Below are 15,727 nucleotides of genomic sequence, written 5' to 3' on the forward strand. Positions count from 1 at the left end.
TGAAGGTAGCTCTATCCATTAGGTTGGTCGGATGGAACCGTTGCCGGTCGAGCTGATGAACACGGTGCGGGCGGGGCACGATGCGCTCGCGACGCGCGAGGAAGCCCTTGCCTGGCTGCGCGGAGTCGACGCCTGGCCGGAGGTCGTACGCGAGTGGTTGCCGACGCCGCGTGGCCTGCGGCTCGACGAGTTGCGTGAGTTGCGAGATGCCCTGCGCGTGCTGGCCGCGGACGTGACCGGCCGGGCGTCGGAGGGTGATCCGGACGCGGCGGCCGACGTGGTGAACCGGTGCTGTGCGCTGGCCCCGCAGTGGTCGTCGCTCCGCTGGCCCGCGGCCCGTGAACCGCGCTCCGCCGGGCGCCCGGGCGAACTGCTGTTGTCCTTGCTGGCGGAGGGCGCTGTGGAGTTGTTCACCGGAGAGCAGCGCTCCGCGCTCCGGGCCTGTCTCGCGCCGAACTGCGTGCGGTATTTCGTCAAACAGCACCCACGCCGCGAGTGGTGCTGCGCCGGCTGCGGCAACCGTGCCCGTGTCGCACGTCACTACGAGCGTCATCACCACTAGCCACGGATGTCTCGCGGGAAATATTCTTCCGCGCGAGACGTTAAGCCGGGTAGTACCGCAACCGACCAGGAGGGGCCATGCAGTTCGGAATCTTCACCGTCAGCGACGTCACCACGGATCCGACCACCGGGCGGACCCCGGACGACACCGAACGCGTGCGCTCGATGCTCAAGATCGCCCAGCACGCGGACGAAGCCGGGCTCGACGTGTTCGCCACCGGTGAGCACCACAACCCGCCGTTCGTGGCCTCCTCGCCGACGACGATGCTCGGCTACCTGGCAGGCACGACGAAGAACATCGTGCTGTCCACGTCCACCACGCTGATCACCACCAACGACCCGGTGAAGATCGCCGAGGACTACGCGATGCTGCAGGTGATCTCGAACGGCCGGATGGACCTGATGATGGGACGCGGCAACACCGGCCCCGTCTACCCGTGGTTCGGGCAGGACATCCGCCAGGGGATCCCGCTCGCGATCGAGAACTACGCCCTGCTGCGCCGCCTCTGGGAAGAGGACGTGGTCGACTGGGAGGGCAAGTTCCGCACGCCGCTGCACGGCTTCACCTCGACGCCGCGTCCGCTCGACGGGGTGCCGCCGTTCGTGTGGCACGGCTCGATCCGCAGCCCGGAGATCGCCGAGCAGGCCGCCTACTACGGCGACGGGTTCTTCCACAACAACATCTTCTGGCCGATGTCGCACACGAAGCAGATGGTCGACTTCTACCGGCAGCGGTTCGAGCACTACGGACACGGCAAGGCCGACCAGGCCCTCGTCGGGCTCGGCGGGCAGGCGTTCATGCGCAAGAACTCGCAGGACGCCTGGGACGAGTTCCGGCCGTACTTCGACAACGCACCGGTATACGGCCACGGCCCGTCGATGGAGGACTTCACCGCCAGCACGCCGCTGACGGTGGGCAGCCCGCAGCAGGTGATCGAGCGCTACGCGGCGATGCGCGAGGACGTCGGGGACTACCAGCGTCAGCTGTTCCTGATCGACCACGCCGGCCTGCCGCTGAAGACCGTGCTGGAGCAGATCGACCTGCTGGCCGAAGAGGTGGTTCCGGTGCTGCGCAAGGAAATGGAGTCGCACCGGCCCGAGCACGTGCCGTCGAACCCGCCTTCGCACGCCGAGCGCGTCGCCGCCAAGCAGAGCGAAGCCGTCGCTTCCTGACTGGAGAAATCATGAGTGAGTTCACCATCGTGGCGCTGTCGGCGGGGCTGAACCAGCCCTCGTCGACCCGCCTGCTCGCCGACCGGCTCACCGGCGCCGCGGTCTCCGCGCTGGAGGCCGGAGGGGCAACGGTGAAGACCGAGACCATCGAACTGCGCGACATCGCGCACGACGTCGTGAACACCATGCTGACCGGCTTCCCGGCAGGGAAGATGCCCGCGGTGTTCGACGCCGTGACGAGCGCGAGCGGGCTGATCGCCGTGACCCCGGTGTTCACCACGTCGTACTCGGGCCTGTTCAAGTCCTTTGTGGACGTACTGGACAACGAGGCGCTGACCGGGATGCCGGTGCTGCTCGGTGCCACGGGCGGGACGGCGCGGCATTCGCTGGCGCTGGACTACAACCTGCGGCCGGTTTTCACCTACCTGCACGCCGATGTCGTCACGACGGGCGTCTTCGCGGCGACCGACGACTGGGCCAGTGGCGAGGATTCGCTGCCAGGCCGGATCGAGCGCGCGGGCGGCGAGCTGGCGGCGAAAATCCTCGGCTCCCACCGTGCCGGCCCCGTGGACGACTACGCGTCGGTCCCGTCGTTCGAGGAACTGCTCGGCCGCTGAGGTCAGGCTCGAAGGCAGAACGGGTGCCCAGCCGGATCGCGGAGGACGCGGGAGCGTTCCGGGCTGGGCTGGTGGTCTTCCTTGGTGGCGCCGAGCCGGATCGCCTCCTGCTCGGCGGTGTCGAGGTCCTCGACGGTGAGATCAAGGTGGATCTGCTGCGGCCGGTCCCGCGCTGGCCAGGTCGGCGGCCGATGGTCCTCGGCACGGATCGCGCCGAGGTGGAGCGTTCCGGCGTTGACCGCGCAGAAGCCGGGCGTCTCGACCACCGTCTCGCCGCCGAGGATGGCGGCCCAGAAGCGGGCCAGTGCGATCGGGTCGGCGCAGTCGAGGTTGATCGCGGCGATTTTGGCTGTGGGCACAGGTACTCCAGGCGACAAGGGGCGATGGTCAGATCACAGGGACGGGTACGTCGTCGAGCAGGCTGTGGTCGCCATCGACGCCGTGGGCCAGTGCGGCCGCCACGCTCTCGTGTGGAGCGCCCGGCCGGATCGCGCTGACTACGTCCAGCCGTTCGTAGTGGCGTGGCTCGAGTTCGACGTCGAGGGCTTCGAGATATCCCTCCAAATGGCCCGGGGTGCGAGGCCCCACGATGGGGATCATCGAGGTCGCCGCCCGTGCGGCGCGCTCGCGCAGCCACGCCAGCGCGACCTGGACCGGCCCCGTCCCCAGCTCATCCGCGACAGCGACAACAGCGTCGAGTACCGCTTCAGCGCCCTCACCGACAACCCCGGCTCGCGCGCTGAGCCGCCCCTGTTCGCCACGGCGGTATTTCCCGGTCAGCAGGCCACCCGCCAGCGGCGAATAGAGAACCACGCCCAGCCCGTGAGCCGCCGCCATCGGGATGATCTCCCGTTCCGCGGAGCGCTCGGCCAGGCTGTACTCGGTCTGGATGCCGACCAGCGACGCCCGCCCGCTCAGCTCCGACCGGACAGCGGCGCCTGCGACCCGCCAGGCCGGAAAGTTCGACAGTGCGCCGTAACGGATCTTGCCCGCCCGGATCAGATCTTCGAGCCCGGCCAGGATCTCCGGCATCGGGGTCACGCCGTCGGGGAGATGGGGCATGAACACGTCGACGTAGTCGGTCCGCAACCGCCGCAGGCTCTCCTCCAGGGAGCGGATCATGGTCTTGCGGCTGTTCCCCGTGGTGCCGGGAGGGATCTTGGCGCTCCTGCTCCCGGTGTACTTGGTGATCACCACGTAGTCGTCGCGGTCGCGGCCGAGGAATTCGCCGAGGAGGGTCTCGGCCTCGCCGTCCTGGTAGATGTTCGAGACGTCGAAAGTGGTCCCGCCCGCCGTCACGAACGCCTCGAAGATCGCTTTCGCGCCGTCGACGCCCGCCGCGGCCGAGCCGAAGTTGGCCGTGCCCAGCACGTACTCCGAGACCCGTAGCCCGCTGTTTCTGCCGAAGGCTTGGTAGCGCACAGGAATCTCCCTGAAGAGGTGGGCGTGGGGTACGGTCGTGACGTTACCACGTAAAACGAATGGTCGTTCTTTATGCCTAGAGTGAGCCAGGCCCACCTCGACGCCCGCCGTCAGCAGATCATCGACGCCGCCCGCGCCCGCTTCGCCACGCACGGCTTCGCGCGGACGTCCATGACCGATCTCGTAGCGGCCTCCGGGCTGTCGGTCGGGGCGATCTACCGCTATTTCACGAGCAAGGACGAGATCGTCGCCGCCATCTGCGAGCAGGGAACCCAGGCGTTGCCCGCCGAGCTGACGGCCGCGTCGATCAAGGAGTTCCTCGAGCACATCCGCACCATGGCGCGCGAGGAGGATCACGCCCGGCTGGTCGCGCAGATCTACGCCGAGGCCGCCGTCTCTCCGGCCCTCGCCGCTCTTGTCCAGCGCCAACTCGAGGACCTGCGCCAGGCGGTCGTCGCGCTCCTGCCGCGCCACGCGCCCGCGGAGGCGGCGCGGGTCGCTGAGACATTCGTCGCCCTTTGTCACGGCTACACCCAGCAGCTCGCCGTGCGCGGGGACCTCGACCCCGCGCCCTTCGCTGCGGCCCTCATCGCCATCACCGCGTCGTAGCCCGAGACCTCTTGACCTTCGCGGGTTCGCGCGGCACAGTGTGTTCGTCAGTCGTGCATATGTGCGTCAGTCGAACAAACGGAGACGATGATGTCGGCCGGATCAGTCCTGCGGAGCGCGTTCACCACGAAGCTCTACGTCACCGTGCTGGTGGCGATCGTGCTGGGAGCGGCGCTCGGGTTCGTCGCGCCCGGCGTCGGCGCCGCGCTGCAGCCCATCGGTACCGGGTTCATCTCGCTGATCCAGATGCTCATCGCGCCGGTCGTGTTCTGCACGATCGTCACGGGCATCGCGTCGGCCGGGGAGCTGACCAGCGTCGGCCGCGTCGGAGTCAAGGCGCTGGTCTACTTCGAAGTCCTCACGACCGTCGCGCTGATCATCGGGCTGATCGTGATGGACCTCTTCCGCCCCGGCGGCGGCATCCACGCGGACCCGGGTTCGCTGAAACTCTCCGGCACCGCGCAGCAGTACGTGCAGACCGGCGAATCCCAGCACTGGTACGACTTCCTCGTCAACATCATCCCGAAGACGGTGGTCAGCTCCTTCACCGAAGGAAATGTGCTGCAGGTGCTGCTGGTCGCCGTGCTGTTCGCCATCGCCGTCAAGGCGCTGGGCGAACGCGGCGCGCCGGTCGTGCGCGGGATCGAGCGGATCAGCGACGTGCTGTTCGGCATCGTCAAGCTCATCATGTACCTGGCCCCGCTGGGCGCTTTCGGCGCGATGGCCTACACCACCGGCAAGTTCGGTGCGTCCACTTTGGCCAGTCTCGGCGGGATCGTGGTGCTGTTCTGGGCCACCGGGATCGTCTTCTGCGTGGTCGTTTTCGGAGTGGTCGCGCGGTTGTGCGGGATCCGCGTGCTGAAGCTGTACCGGTACTTCAAGGACGAGCTGCTGATCACGCTCGGCACGGCCAACTACGAAGCCGTGATGCCGCAGCTGATGCGCAAGCTCGAGTACCTCGGCTGCCCCAAGAAGATCGTCGGCCTCGTCGTGCCGTCCGGTTACGCCTTCAACGGCGACGGCGTGTGCCTGTACCTCGGCTTCGCGTCGCTCTACATCGCGCAGGCCTTCGACGTGAATCTCTCGCTGTGGCAACAGATCGGGCTGCTCGCGGTCTTCATGGTGACCTCGAAGGGCTCGGCCGGGGTGGCCGGCGCCGGGTTCGTCATCCTCGCCGCGACCCTGTCCACCACCGGCGTGGTGCCGGTCGCCGGGATCATGCTCGTGCTCGGCGTGGACCGGTTCCTCTCCACCATGCGCGGCCTCGTCAGCCTGTGCGGGCAGATGCTCGGCAGCATCGTCGTCTCCCGCTGGGAAGGCGTCTTCGACCTCGACCGGGCCAGGCGTGTGCTGGCCGGTGAAAAACCAGCCGGGACAACGGAAAGCGTCCCGGTCAGCTGAACAGGGAGAGTGGTATGGCAAGGCTCGACTACGTGGTCGAGGGCAGCGAGGTGGCCGACCGGATCCGCGCGCGCCGCGGCGGCAGGCTGACCGCGCTGGACGGCATGCTGTTGCACAGCCCGCCGTTCGCCGACGGGTGGAACAACCTGCTCGGCGCCATCAGGGGGAATTCGACGTTGCCGGGCGACATCCGCGAACTGGCGATCCTGCGGGTCGCCGAGCTCAACGGGGCCGAGTACGAATGGTCCGCGCACGAGCCGGTCGCGAAGGAAGAAGGCATGACCACGGACCAGCTCGCCGCGCTGCGCGTCGGCGGCGACACCGGGGCGCTCGATGCCCGCCAGCGCGCGACTGTGGCCTACACCGACGCCATGACCAGGGAAATCGCGGTCGGCGACGAGCTGTTCGGGGCGCTGGGCGAGCATTTCGACGAGCAGCAGGTGGTCGAGCTGACCGTGACGGTCGGCGCCTACAACATGGTGTCCCGGTTCCTGGTCGCTTTGGAGGTCGGCAAGGAGTGAGGCTCGAAGGGAAGGTCGCGATCATCACCGGCGCGGGCAGTGTCGGGCCGGGGTGGGGCAATGGTCGCGCGGCCGCGGTGCTGTTCGCGCGCGAGGGCGCAAACGTTTTCGCGGTGGACCGCGACGCGGCGGCGCTGACGGAAACCGTGCGGATGATCGAGGACGAGGGCGGCACGGTGCGCACCCACACCTGCGACGTCACCGACAGCGCGGCGGTCGAGGCGATGGTCGCGGCCTGCCGCGCGGAGTTCGGCAGGGTGGACATCCTGGTCAACAACGTCGGCGGTTCGCGCCCCGGCGGGCCGGTCGAGCTGAGTGAGCAGGACTGGCACGCGCAGCTCGACTACAACCTGAGCAGCGTCTACCTGACCTGCAAACACGTCATCCCGGTCATGCGCGAGCAGGGTTCCGGCGCGATCGTGAACACGGCGTCCACGTCAGGTACGCGGTTCACCGGCTCGCCGCAAGTCGGCTACGCGTCGGCGAAGGCGGGCGTCATCCAGTTGTCCAAGGTGATCGCCGTGCAGCACGCGCCGGACGGGATCCGCGTGAACACGGTGGTGCCAGGGCAGTTGCACACACCGATGGTGGAGGCGCGGCTCGCCGGGCAGCGCGAAGGCGGCGACGTGGCGGCGCTCCTGGCGAAGCGGCAGGCGCGGATTCCGCTGGGGTTCATGGGCGACGGGCGCGACACCGCGTACGCGGCGTTGTTCCTCGCCTCCGACGAGGCCCGGTTCGTCACCGGTACGGAGATCGTGGTGGACGGTGGTATGACGGCGAGGTGCGATTGATGACCGAACCCGGCAACCCGGGCCCAGACCCGAACACGAAGACGCCCGCGCTCGTCCTGCCGCCGGGCAGCTGCGACGCGCACTGCCACATCTTCGGCCCGACGGCGGAATTCCCTTACGCGCCGGACAGGACGTACACCCCGCCGGAGGCGCCGCTGGCGGATCTCCAGCGCCTGCACGGAATCCTCGGGCTCGAGCGGGCGGTGATCGTGCAGTCCGCCGTGCACACCACGGACCACGCGGCGCTCTACGACGCGCTCGGCCGGTTCCCGGGCAGGTACCGCGGCGTCGCGCTGATCAAGCCGGACACGCCGGACGCGGAGGTGGCGCGGCTGCACGAGGCCGGTGTGCGCGGCGCGCGGCTGCATTTCACCCCGCACCTCGGGCCGGCGCCGTCGATGGAGACCATCCAGGCGATCGTGGCCAAGATCCGGCCGTACGACTGGCATCTGGCCCTGCACGTGGCCGGTGACGGCGCGGCCGAGCACGAGGAGCTGGTGCGTTCGCTGCCGGTGACCGTCGTGATCGACCACATGGGCAGGCCGGATCTGCGCGCGGGTTTGGACAGCGCGCCGGTCCATGCCTTGCTGCGGCTGCTGGACACGGGGTCGGTGTGGATCAAGCTCAGCGGCGCGGACCGACTCGCGACGCGGCCGCCGTCGATGGCCGATTCCGCCGCGCTGGCAAGGAAACTGGCCACGCACGCGCCCGATCGGGTGGTGTGGGGCACGGACTTCCCGCATCCGAACACGCACGGATTCGTGCCCAACGACGGGGATCTGGTGGATCTGCTGGCCGAGATCGCCCCGACCGCCGAAGCGCGGGAACGGTTGCTGGTCACCAATCCGGCCGAGTGCTTCGGCTTCTAGTGCAAGCCCGCGATGTCCTTCGTGATCGCGTCGGCCGTTTCGCGCAGGCGCGGCACGAAGCGGGTCCGCAGCTCTTCGAGCGTCACGCGGCCCGCGTTGGCCGAGACGTTGAGCGCGGCGAGCACGCGTCCGGTGGAACCGCGCACCGGCGCGGCGGCGGAGCGCACGCCCTCCTCGCGCTCGCCGTCCACCACGGCGAAGCCCTGTTCCCGCACCCGGTTCAGCTCGGCGCGAAGCTCGGCGGGGTCGGTGATGGTGTGCGCGGTGAGCGGGGCCAGTTCCGCTCTGTCCAAATAGGAGTCCAGCTCGGCCGCGGGAAGCGCGGCGAGCAGTACGCGGCCCATCGAAGTGGGGTACGCGGGCAGGCGCGAACCGACGTTGAGAGTGATCGTCATCGAGCGGGACGCCGGAACGCGGGCCACGTACACGATTTCGCCACCGTCCAAAGTGGCCATCGAACTGGCTTCGCGGAGCTCGTCGGAGAGCGCGCGCATGTGCGGCTGGGCGTGCTCCCAGAAGGGCAGCGCGGCGAGGTAGCCGTAGCCGAGCCGGAGTACGCCCGCGGTGAGCCGGAACTGGCGGCCGTCGCTGTCGGCGAAACCGAGGCGCTCCAGCGTCAGCAGGATCCGGCGTGCGGTGGCGCGGGTGAGGCCGGTGGCCGTGGCCGCCTCGCTCACCGTCATCGCCGGGCGCTCGGCGGAGAAGCTTTGCAGCAGCCGGAAAGCCTTCTCGACCGAGTCGATGACGTCGGGGTCCTCTCTCGACACCACCCCTCCTCTCTCGATGGGAACCGTACCCGATGACCGAAGGACTCCTGTTCGTCTTGGCCGAGCCCGGCCGGGTGCCCGAAGCCGAGTTCCACGACTGGTACGACAACGAGCACGCCCCCGCGCGGCTGGCGGTGCCCGGGATCCGGACGGGGTACCGGTACCGCGCACTCGACGGGCTCCGGCCGGGCTGGCTCGCCTGGTACGAGCTGGACCTCGCCGCGCTTGAGGGACCGGAGTACGCGCGAGCGCGGCGTCGAAGCCCGCGCGAACAGTTGGTCGTGGAACGGCTCGACGTGCTGGACCGGCGGGTGTACGAACAGACCGACGACGCGGGGGAGCGCACGAACGGTCCATTCGTGATCGTGTCAGTGGCGCTTTCGACCACCGACGAACCCGGCCTGAACGCCTGGTACCGGGAGGAACACGTTCCACTCCTGCACGCGATCCCGGGCTGGCGGCGGACGAGGCGGTATCGCAGAAAGCAAGGCAGCGGCCCGGATCTGCTCGCTTTCCACGAGATCGACAGCACGGAGTTGTTCGAACTTCCCGCGTACCGCGCAGCCACTAGCACACCCCGTCGCGAAGCGGTAATGGAAAAGGTGACCGCAAGGGAGCGGCGGATCTTCGGCTTCCACAACTCCGCCGCGAGGACGTAGCGTCGGGGTATGACCGAGTACGAACACATCCTGGTCAAACGCGACGGCGACACCGTCACGATCACGATGAACCGCGCCGCACGGCGCAACTCCCTGTCCGAGGAGCACCTGCGCGAGCTGGTGGCGGCCTTCCGCGAGGCGGGACAGTCGGACGCGACGGGCATCGTGCTCGCCGGGGCCGGGCCGGTTTTCTCGGCGGGGCACGACTTCGGCGACGTGGCCGGGCGCGATTTGGCGGGCACCCGCGAGCTGCTCCAGGTGTGCACGGAACTGATGAAGCTCGTCCAGTCCGTGCCACAGGTGGTCATCGCGCGGGTGCACGGGCTCGCGACGGCCGCCGGCTGCCAGCTCGTCGCGTCCTGCGATCTGGCGGTGGCGGCGGAGTCGGCCGGGTTCGCGCTGCCCGGCGGCAAAGGCGGCTGGTTCTGCCACACCCCGGCGGTGCCGGTCGCCAGGGCGGTCGGCCGGAAACGGCTGATGGAACTGGCATTGACGGGCGACCCGATCGACGCGGCGACGGCGCTCGAATGGGGTCTGGTCAACCGCGTGGTGCCGGACGAGCAGCTCGACGAGGCGGTCGCCGAGCTGCTCGGCAGGGCGACGCGCGGTAGCCGGGCGAGCAAGGGGCTCGGGAAGGTGACGTTGTATGCCCAGCTGGACCGCCCGGAGGCCGACGCCTACGCCATCGCGCTCGAGGTGATGGCGGCCGCGTCGCAGACAGCGGATGCGAAGGAGGGGATGGCCGCGTTCCTGGAGAAACGGAAACCGGAGTGGCCTGGGTGAGGGTTCTCGTTCGGTTCTGGGTGGCGCCCGGGTGATCTTGGGGCCGTCCACAGTGGACGGCTGGGCTCGGCGGCGGTGCGGCGGAACTCAGCGTTCGTGCAGGAGCAGGAGCGTGTAGGCGGCGATCGACTGCGCGTCGGTGATCTCGGCGCGGGTGATCAGCTTCTCGAACTCGGTCCGGGAGAACCAGCCGGTGCGCATGTCCTGTTCCTCGTGCTCGCGCTCGTGCGGGCCCGCGGTGAGTTCGGTGGCGAGGAAGACGCGGCCGCGCTGGCTGGACATCCCGGGCGCCACGTCGAGCAGGCCGAGGTCGGTCATCCGGCCGGCGACGAGGCCGGTCTCCTCGCGCAGCTCCCTGGCAGCCAGCTCGGTGGCGTCCATGTCGGCGAGGCCGGGCGCGGTGCCCTGCGGGAACTCCCAGCGGCGCAGCCCCAGCGGGTAGCGGTACTGCTCGACGAGGTGCAGGCGATCGCCGTCGAGGGGGATCACGAGCGCGTAGTCGGGCTTGTCGACGACTCCGTAGATGCCGTCGGTGCCGTCGGGCCGCCGGATGCCGTCCTCGCGCACGGTCATCCAGCTGTTCCGGTACACCTCGCGGGAGCTCAGCTGTCGAATGGGATCCACTCCGACAGTGTGCCGAAGCATCTTCTACCCTCGCTGGGTGCGTCTCGTGATCGCTCGCTGCCAGGTCGACTACGCCGGCCGCCTGACCGCCCATCTGCCGATGGCCACCAGGCTGCTGCTCATCAAGGCCGACGGATCGGTGTCCATCCACTCCGACGACCGCGCCTACAAGCCGCTCAACTGGATGAGCCCGCCCTGCTGGCTCATCGAGGACGGCGACATCTGGACGGTGCAGAACAAGGCAGGCGAGAAGCTCGTGATCAGCATCGAGGAACGCCTCGAGGAGCTGAAGCACGAGCTCGGCGCCGAGCCCGGCCTGGTCAAGGACGGCGTGGAGGCGCACCTGCAGGAGCTGCTCGCCGAGCACATCACCACACTCGGCGAGGGCTACAGCCTGATCCGGCGTGAGTACATGACGGCCATCGGCCCGGTCGACATCCTCTGCCGGGATGCCGACGGCGGCACGGTGGCCGTGGAGATCAAGCGCCGCGGCGAGATCGACGGGGTCGAGCAGCTGACCCGGTACCTGGAACTGCTCAACCGCGACCCGCTGCTCGCCCCGGTGCAAGGGGTCTATGCGGCGCAGTTGATCAAGCCGCAGGCCAGGACGCTGGCCGAGGACCGCGGGATCCGCTGCCTCACCTTGGACTATGACAAGCTCCGCGGCACCGAATCCGACGAGTTCCGCCTCTTCTGAGGAGCGCACTCCGGTGGCCGGGCGTCGCTCGGCTCCTCGGCTCTCCGGCGTTCCGGCTCTCCGGTGGCTCGGTTCCTCGGCGGCCGGGTTCTCGGGTGGCCCGGCTTTTCCGGCGGCGCGGCTCTCAGGTGGCGCGGCTCCTCGGCGGCCCGGTGTGGCTGGGCGTTCCGGCGCCGCGGCTCTCCGTTGCCCTGGCGTTTCGGTGCCCCGGCTTTCCGGCTCTCCGGGTGGCCCCCATGCTCCGGCTTTCCAGTGCCTCGGCCCCCGGCATCGCCCGGCGTTCCAGCTTTCCGGTGCACCCGCGCCCCGGCATCGCTCGGCGCCAGCTCTCCAGCGCCCCAGCGCCCCAGCGCCCCAGCGTTCCGGCTCTCCGGCCCTCCGGCGCCGCGCGTCTCCGGCGCCAACGGCGCCCCGCCTCTCCGGTGCCAACGGCGCCCTGCCTCTCCGGCGCCCTGCCTCTCCGGCGCCCTGCCTCTCCGGCGCCCTGCCTCTCCGGCGCCCTGCCTCTCCGGCGCCCTGCCTCTCCGGCGCCCTGCCTCTCCGGCGCCCTGCCTCTCCGGCGCCCCGCCTCTCCGGCGCCCCCGGCGTCACTCGGCGGTCCGGTGTGGACACACGGTCCGTGATCGGTTTGGTGCGCTCCGGTACCGGCACACAACCGCACAGACTCCGAGCCCGGATGTCGTTACCGATCTGCAAGGTGACAATTCCACCGGTAAATGCCTCACGGCCGGGAAGAAAGTTGCGAACGCAACCTGTGAAGAATTGTCCGCCCCGGCCGGCCGGGAAAGCCGGCCCGAAGCCCGTGCCGACCCACCTCTGACGGTCGTCGTCGAGGCTCGCGCGGGCCTCGACGGGTAACGCCTGCCCGCACCGTTTGCTCAGGTGGGCAGGGGTTTTTGGCGCGGCGGGGCTTTGTCACGCGCGAGCCGGGAGCCCGGTCCTAGGTGTGTGCGAACCCTGGTCCCGTGTGAAGAACCCGCCGGCAGGTGAACGGACGCGATTCGAGTTGCCGACCGTGTCGCGGCGCGGTTGGCTCTTGGCCAAGTTCATCTCAACATGGACAAGTCGCCCCGGCTGAGATTCACACGGGGGATACCAGGTAGTAATGTGCGCTCGTCAGCTTGATCCTGGTGTTTCTTGTTGAATGGTGTTGACTCGTGGAGGTGCACCGGTGCATGTCCTAGCCGCAGCGAACCTGCGACTTGATGCGAGCGCGATCGACTACGTGTTGCTCGCGTTCTATTTCGTGCTGGTGCTCGGCATCGGCTACCTGGCCCGGAAGCAGATTTCGACCAGCCTCGACTTCTTCCTCTCCGGGCGCTCTCTGCCCGCGTGGGTGACCGGCCTCGCCTTCATCTCCGCGAACCTCGGCGCGATCGAGGTCATGGGCATGTCGGCCAACGGTGCGGAATACGGTCTGCCGACCGCGCACTACTTCTGGATCGGCGCCGTCCCGGCGATGCTGTTCCTCGGCGTCGTGATGATGCCGTTCTACTACGGTTCCAAGGTCCGCAGCGTGCCGGAGTTCATGCTGCGCCGCTTCGGGCCGACGGCGCACTGGGTCAACGGCGCCAGCTTCGCGCTGGCGCAGATCCTGATCGCGGGCGCGAACCTGTACCTGCTGGCCAGTGTCGTGAACCTGCTGCTCGGCTGGAGCATCTGGGTCTCGATCATCGTCGCCGCGGTGATCGTGCTCGTGTACACCGCGCTCGGCGGGCTTTCGGCCGCCATCTACAACGAGGTGCTGCAGTTCTTCGTCATCCTCGCCGCGCTGATCCCGCTCACCATCGCCGGGCTGTACAAGGTCGGCGGCTGGAGCGGCCTCGTCGACAAGGTGACCAACAGCCCCGGCGGCACCGCGCAGCTGCACTCCTGGCCGGGTAACCAGCTCACCGGTTTCGGCAGCAACTTCCTGTCCGTGCTGGGCCTGGTGTTCGGCCTCGGCTTCGTGCTCTCGTTCGGTTACTGGACCACGAACTTCGTCGAGGTCCAGCGCGCGATGGCGTCGAAGAGCATGTCGGCCGCCCGCCGCACGCCGATCATCGGCGCGTTCCCGAAGATGTTCATCCCGTTCGTGGTGATCATCCCTGGCATGATCGCCGCGGTCAGCGTCACCGAGCTGATGGGCGAGAACAAGCAGGCACTGCTGGACGGCAACGCCGCGCCCAGCGGCGCCACGTTCAACAACGCGCTGCTGCTGCTCATGCGGGACGTGCTGCCGAACGGCATCCTCGGCGTCGCGATCGCCGGCCTGCTCGCCTCGTTCATGGCGGGCATGGCGGCGAACCTGAGCTCGTTCAACACGGTGTTCACCTACGACATCTTCCAGACCTACATCAAGAAGAACCGGCCCGACTCGTACTACCTCTCGACCGGCCGGGTCGTCACCGTGATCGCGACGCTGCTGGCGATCGGCACCGCGGCCATCGCTTCGAGCTACTCGAACCTGATGGACTACCTGCAGACGCTGTTCTCCTTCTTCAACGCGCCGCTGTTCGCCACGTTCATCCTCGGGATGTTCTGGAAGCGGATGTCGAAGTCGGCCGGCTGGACGGGCCTGGTGACGGGTACCGCGGCCGCCATCGTGATCTTCGTGCTCAGCGAGACCGGCACGATCGACCTGCCGGGTCAGGGCACGAGCTTCGTCGCGGCGATCGCGGCCTTCGTGGTCGACATCGTGGTCAGTGTCGTGGTCACCATGTTCACGCCGGCCAAGCCGGAGGCGGAACTGGTGGGGCTGGTGTACTCGCTCACCCCGCGGGACACCCTCAAGCACGAGACCACCGGCGACGACGCGGGCTGGTACCGCAAGCCCGTGCTGCTGGCCGGTATCGCGCTGGTCATCACCATCCTGCTGAACATCGCCTTCTAGGAGGAGGACAGCCATGGCAACCCCATCAACCACGCGGGCGCGCAAAGCGGGCGCGTTCGACATCCGGCTGATCATCTCCCTGCTGACCGGCGTGTACGGCCTCGTGCTCACGATCATGGGCGCGGCGTTCACCGACGAAGCCGAACGGGCGAAGTCGGGTGGCCTGAACATCAACCTGTGGGCGGGTATCGGTCTGCTGATCTTCACGGCGCTGTTCGTGCTGTGGGCGGTGCTGCGGCCGATCCGGGTGCCGGAGACCCCGGCCGAAGAGCCGCCCGCGGCCGAATAACCAGGTTCGGCGTACCCGGCGAGGCCGGTGCGGATACGGTGCAGGCGTGCCATCGCCCGCTCCTTCCGCCCGGCCTCGCCGGTTTTTCGCGCTCCTGCTGGCCGTTTCGCTGACCACCGCGTGCGGGCCGGACCTGGCGCGGCAGAACTTCCCGCGCACCACGGTGACCGCGTCGGCCGCGCCGACCGACGGCCCGATCGACGACCCGGCCGTCACGCTCGACGTGCAGCGCCTCGTCGACCCGTGCGCGCTGATGGATCCCGCGAGCATGGCTTCGCTCGGCACGGAGGACGAGGACGCGCGCTACTCCGACGATCTGGGCGAGTGTCACGACCAGCTCACCGACGCGGGCGGCAAACAGCTCCGGCTGGCGCTGACCCTGGGCGATCTGCTCACCAGCTCCGCCGACACCCAGGGCACCCTTGAAGGCCTGCCGCTGCAAGTGGACAAGCTCGACGACACCTCGTGCCTCGTTTCCGTGTACACGAGCCGGAACCCCGGGCTCGGCATCAGCGTGCAGACCGACTACGACGGCGGGAACTCCTGCAACGCCGGGCAGACGGCGTTGCAGAAAGTGTTGCAGCGTATGCACAACAACCCGGCCCGGCTGAACCAGCCGAAGGGCACGCTGCTGGCCGTCGACTTCTGCACGCTCGTCGACGACGCCACCATCACCTCCACCCTCGGGAAGGGCTCGAAGCCCTCGGCCTATGGCCTGCACGGCTGCACCTGGGACGGCGGCTCGGCGACCGCGTACTTCGACTACCGCGACACCTACGCGCCGACGGCGGAGGACGACGGCCAGCAGGTGGACCTCGGAAACGGGAAAACCGCTTTCCAGAAGAAGGAAACCTACGCCGGCACGCGGTGCACGGTGAAATGGGTGCACCGGCCGACGCAGGACGACCAGGCCGAGGTCGTGTCCTTCCAGTACGAGAACTACAACGACGAGACCGGCGCGGACGACGCCTGCGGCAAGGCGGTCACGGTGGTCAAGGCCGCGTTGCCGAAACTGCCCACGCCTTAGCTGGTGTCTCGCCTTGATCGACGGTAGGAAGGTCAGGGCAGCACC

At 68.8% G+C, this 15,727-nt stretch carries 18 protein-coding genes; 14 read left to right on the top strand and 4 right to left on the bottom strand.

Annotated elements, in window-relative coordinates; translation table 11 throughout:
* Window positions 1–31 precede the first annotated feature (31 nt).
* From FPZ12_RS46375 to FPZ12_RS12605, 3 genes are all read left to right on the top strand, one after another.
* Window positions 32–562, top strand: coding sequence for a CGNR zinc finger domain-containing protein (locus tag FPZ12_RS46375; protein ID WP_144747254.1), 531 nt, complete (start codon window positions 32–34; stop codon window positions 560–562).
* 77 nt (window positions 563–639) lie between these two features.
* A complete protein-coding gene (locus FPZ12_RS12600; RefSeq protein ID WP_144747253.1) occupies window positions 640–1,734 on the top strand; it encodes an LLM class flavin-dependent oxidoreductase in 1,095 nt (364 codons plus the stop codon).
* A gap of 11 nt (window positions 1,735–1,745) precedes the next feature.
* Window positions 1,746–2,351 (top strand): FMN reductase, encoded by a 606-nt coding sequence (locus FPZ12_RS12605; protein ID WP_144747252.1) that lies wholly within the window; start codon window positions 1,746–1,748, stop codon window positions 2,349–2,351.
* Window positions 2,352–2,353: 2 nt separating this feature from the next.
* Here the strand turns inward: FPZ12_RS12605 and FPZ12_RS12610 are convergent, their stop codons facing one another.
* Together FPZ12_RS12610 and FPZ12_RS12615 are read right to left on the bottom strand one after the other, a co-directional pair.
* Window positions 2,354–2,710 carry a VOC family protein gene (locus tag FPZ12_RS12610; RefSeq protein WP_144747251.1) on the bottom strand — a complete coding sequence of 119 codons (357 nt, stop codon included), beginning with the start codon at window positions 2,708–2,710 and terminating at the stop codon, window positions 2,354–2,356.
* Window positions 2,711–2,738: 28 nt separating this feature from the next.
* A complete protein-coding gene (locus FPZ12_RS12615; RefSeq protein ID WP_144747250.1) occupies window positions 2,739–3,773 on the bottom strand; it encodes an aldo/keto reductase in 1,035 nt (344 codons plus the stop codon).
* Between the two features lie 72 nt (window positions 3,774–3,845).
* On the opposite strand from FPZ12_RS12615, the gene FPZ12_RS12620 reads away from it, so the two are divergent.
* The 5 genes from FPZ12_RS12620 (at window position 3,846) to FPZ12_RS12640 (ending at window position 7,964) form a co-directional block, all read left to right on the top strand.
* The gene (locus FPZ12_RS12620; protein ID WP_144747249.1) at window positions 3,846–4,382 is read left to right on the top strand and encodes a TetR/AcrR family transcriptional regulator; all 537 of its coding nucleotides are present in this window, start codon (window positions 3,846–3,848) and stop codon (window positions 4,380–4,382) included.
* A 90-nt stretch (window positions 4,383–4,472) separates the two neighbouring features.
* Window positions 4,473–5,783, top strand: coding sequence for a C4-dicarboxylate transporter DctA (gene dctA / locus FPZ12_RS12625; RefSeq protein WP_144747248.1), 1,311 nt, complete (start codon window positions 4,473–4,475; stop codon window positions 5,781–5,783).
* 14 nt (window positions 5,784–5,797) lie between these two features.
* Window positions 5,798–6,304, top strand: a complete 507-nt coding sequence (locus FPZ12_RS12630) for a carboxymuconolactone decarboxylase family protein (RefSeq protein ID WP_144747247.1) — start codon at window positions 5,798–5,800, stop codon at window positions 6,302–6,304.
* Window positions 6,301–7,095 (top strand): SDR family NAD(P)-dependent oxidoreductase, encoded by a 795-nt coding sequence (locus FPZ12_RS12635; protein WP_144747246.1) that lies wholly within the window; start codon window positions 6,301–6,303, stop codon window positions 7,093–7,095. Before FPZ12_RS12630 ends, FPZ12_RS12635 begins: the two co-directional genes overlap by 4 nt.
* Entirely contained in the window at window positions 7,095–7,964 is an 870-nt protein-coding gene (locus tag FPZ12_RS12640; RefSeq protein ID WP_144747245.1) for an amidohydrolase family protein, read from the top strand. The genes FPZ12_RS12635 and FPZ12_RS12640 overlap by 1 nt, the downstream gene beginning before the upstream one ends.
* Here the strand turns inward: FPZ12_RS12640 and FPZ12_RS12645 are convergent.
* Window positions 7,961–8,731, bottom strand: a complete 771-nt coding sequence (locus FPZ12_RS12645; RefSeq protein ID WP_144747244.1) for an IclR family transcriptional regulator domain-containing protein — start codon at window positions 8,729–8,731, stop codon at window positions 7,961–7,963. The genes FPZ12_RS12640 and FPZ12_RS12645 overlap by 4 nt on opposite strands.
* Before the next feature lie 32 nt (window positions 8,732–8,763).
* Between FPZ12_RS12645 and FPZ12_RS12650 the strand changes: the two genes are divergently transcribed.
* Both FPZ12_RS12650 and FPZ12_RS12655 read left to right on the top strand, forming a co-directional pair.
* A complete protein-coding gene (locus FPZ12_RS12650; protein WP_144747243.1) occupies window positions 8,764–9,390 on the top strand; it encodes a hypothetical protein in 627 nt (208 codons plus the stop codon).
* A 9-nt stretch (window positions 9,391–9,399) separates the two neighbouring features.
* Complete coding sequence (locus tag FPZ12_RS12655; RefSeq protein ID WP_144747242.1) at window positions 9,400–10,173, top strand: enoyl-CoA hydratase-related protein; 774 nt, start codon at window positions 9,400–9,402, stop codon at window positions 10,171–10,173.
* An 87-nt stretch (window positions 10,174–10,260) separates the two neighbouring features.
* On the opposite strand, the gene FPZ12_RS12660 is transcribed toward FPZ12_RS12655, so the two are convergent.
* Entirely contained in the window at window positions 10,261–10,788 is a 528-nt protein-coding gene (locus FPZ12_RS12660) for an NUDIX domain-containing protein (RefSeq protein ID WP_424923596.1), read from the bottom strand.
* Window positions 10,789–10,834: 46 nt separating this feature from the next.
* Between FPZ12_RS12660 and nucS the strand changes: the two genes are divergently transcribed.
* The 4 genes from nucS (at window position 10,835) to FPZ12_RS12680 (ending at window position 15,682) form a co-directional block, all read left to right on the top strand.
* Window positions 10,835–11,494, top strand: a complete 660-nt coding sequence (gene nucS, locus FPZ12_RS12665; protein ID WP_144747240.1) for an endonuclease NucS — start codon at window positions 10,835–10,837, stop codon at window positions 11,492–11,494.
* A gap of 1,171 nt (window positions 11,495–12,665) precedes the next feature.
* Window positions 12,666–14,366, top strand: coding sequence for a sodium:solute symporter family protein (locus tag FPZ12_RS12670; RefSeq protein ID WP_144747239.1), 1,701 nt, complete (start codon window positions 12,666–12,668; stop codon window positions 14,364–14,366).
* Between the two features lie 13 nt (window positions 14,367–14,379).
* Window positions 14,380–14,655, top strand: a complete 276-nt coding sequence (locus FPZ12_RS12675; RefSeq protein ID WP_144747238.1) for a hypothetical protein — start codon at window positions 14,380–14,382, stop codon at window positions 14,653–14,655.
* 46 nt (window positions 14,656–14,701) lie between these two features.
* Window positions 14,702–15,682, top strand: coding sequence for a DUF3558 domain-containing protein (locus FPZ12_RS12680; RefSeq protein WP_144747237.1), 981 nt, complete (start codon window positions 14,702–14,704; stop codon window positions 15,680–15,682).
* Window positions 15,683–15,727 lie beyond the last annotated feature (45 nt).

It is taken from the genome of Amycolatopsis acidicola, from assembly GCF_007713735.2.
In the GTDB taxonomy this organism is placed as follows: Bacteria; Actinomycetota; Actinomycetes; order Mycobacteriales; family Pseudonocardiaceae; genus Amycolatopsis_E; species Amycolatopsis_E acidicola.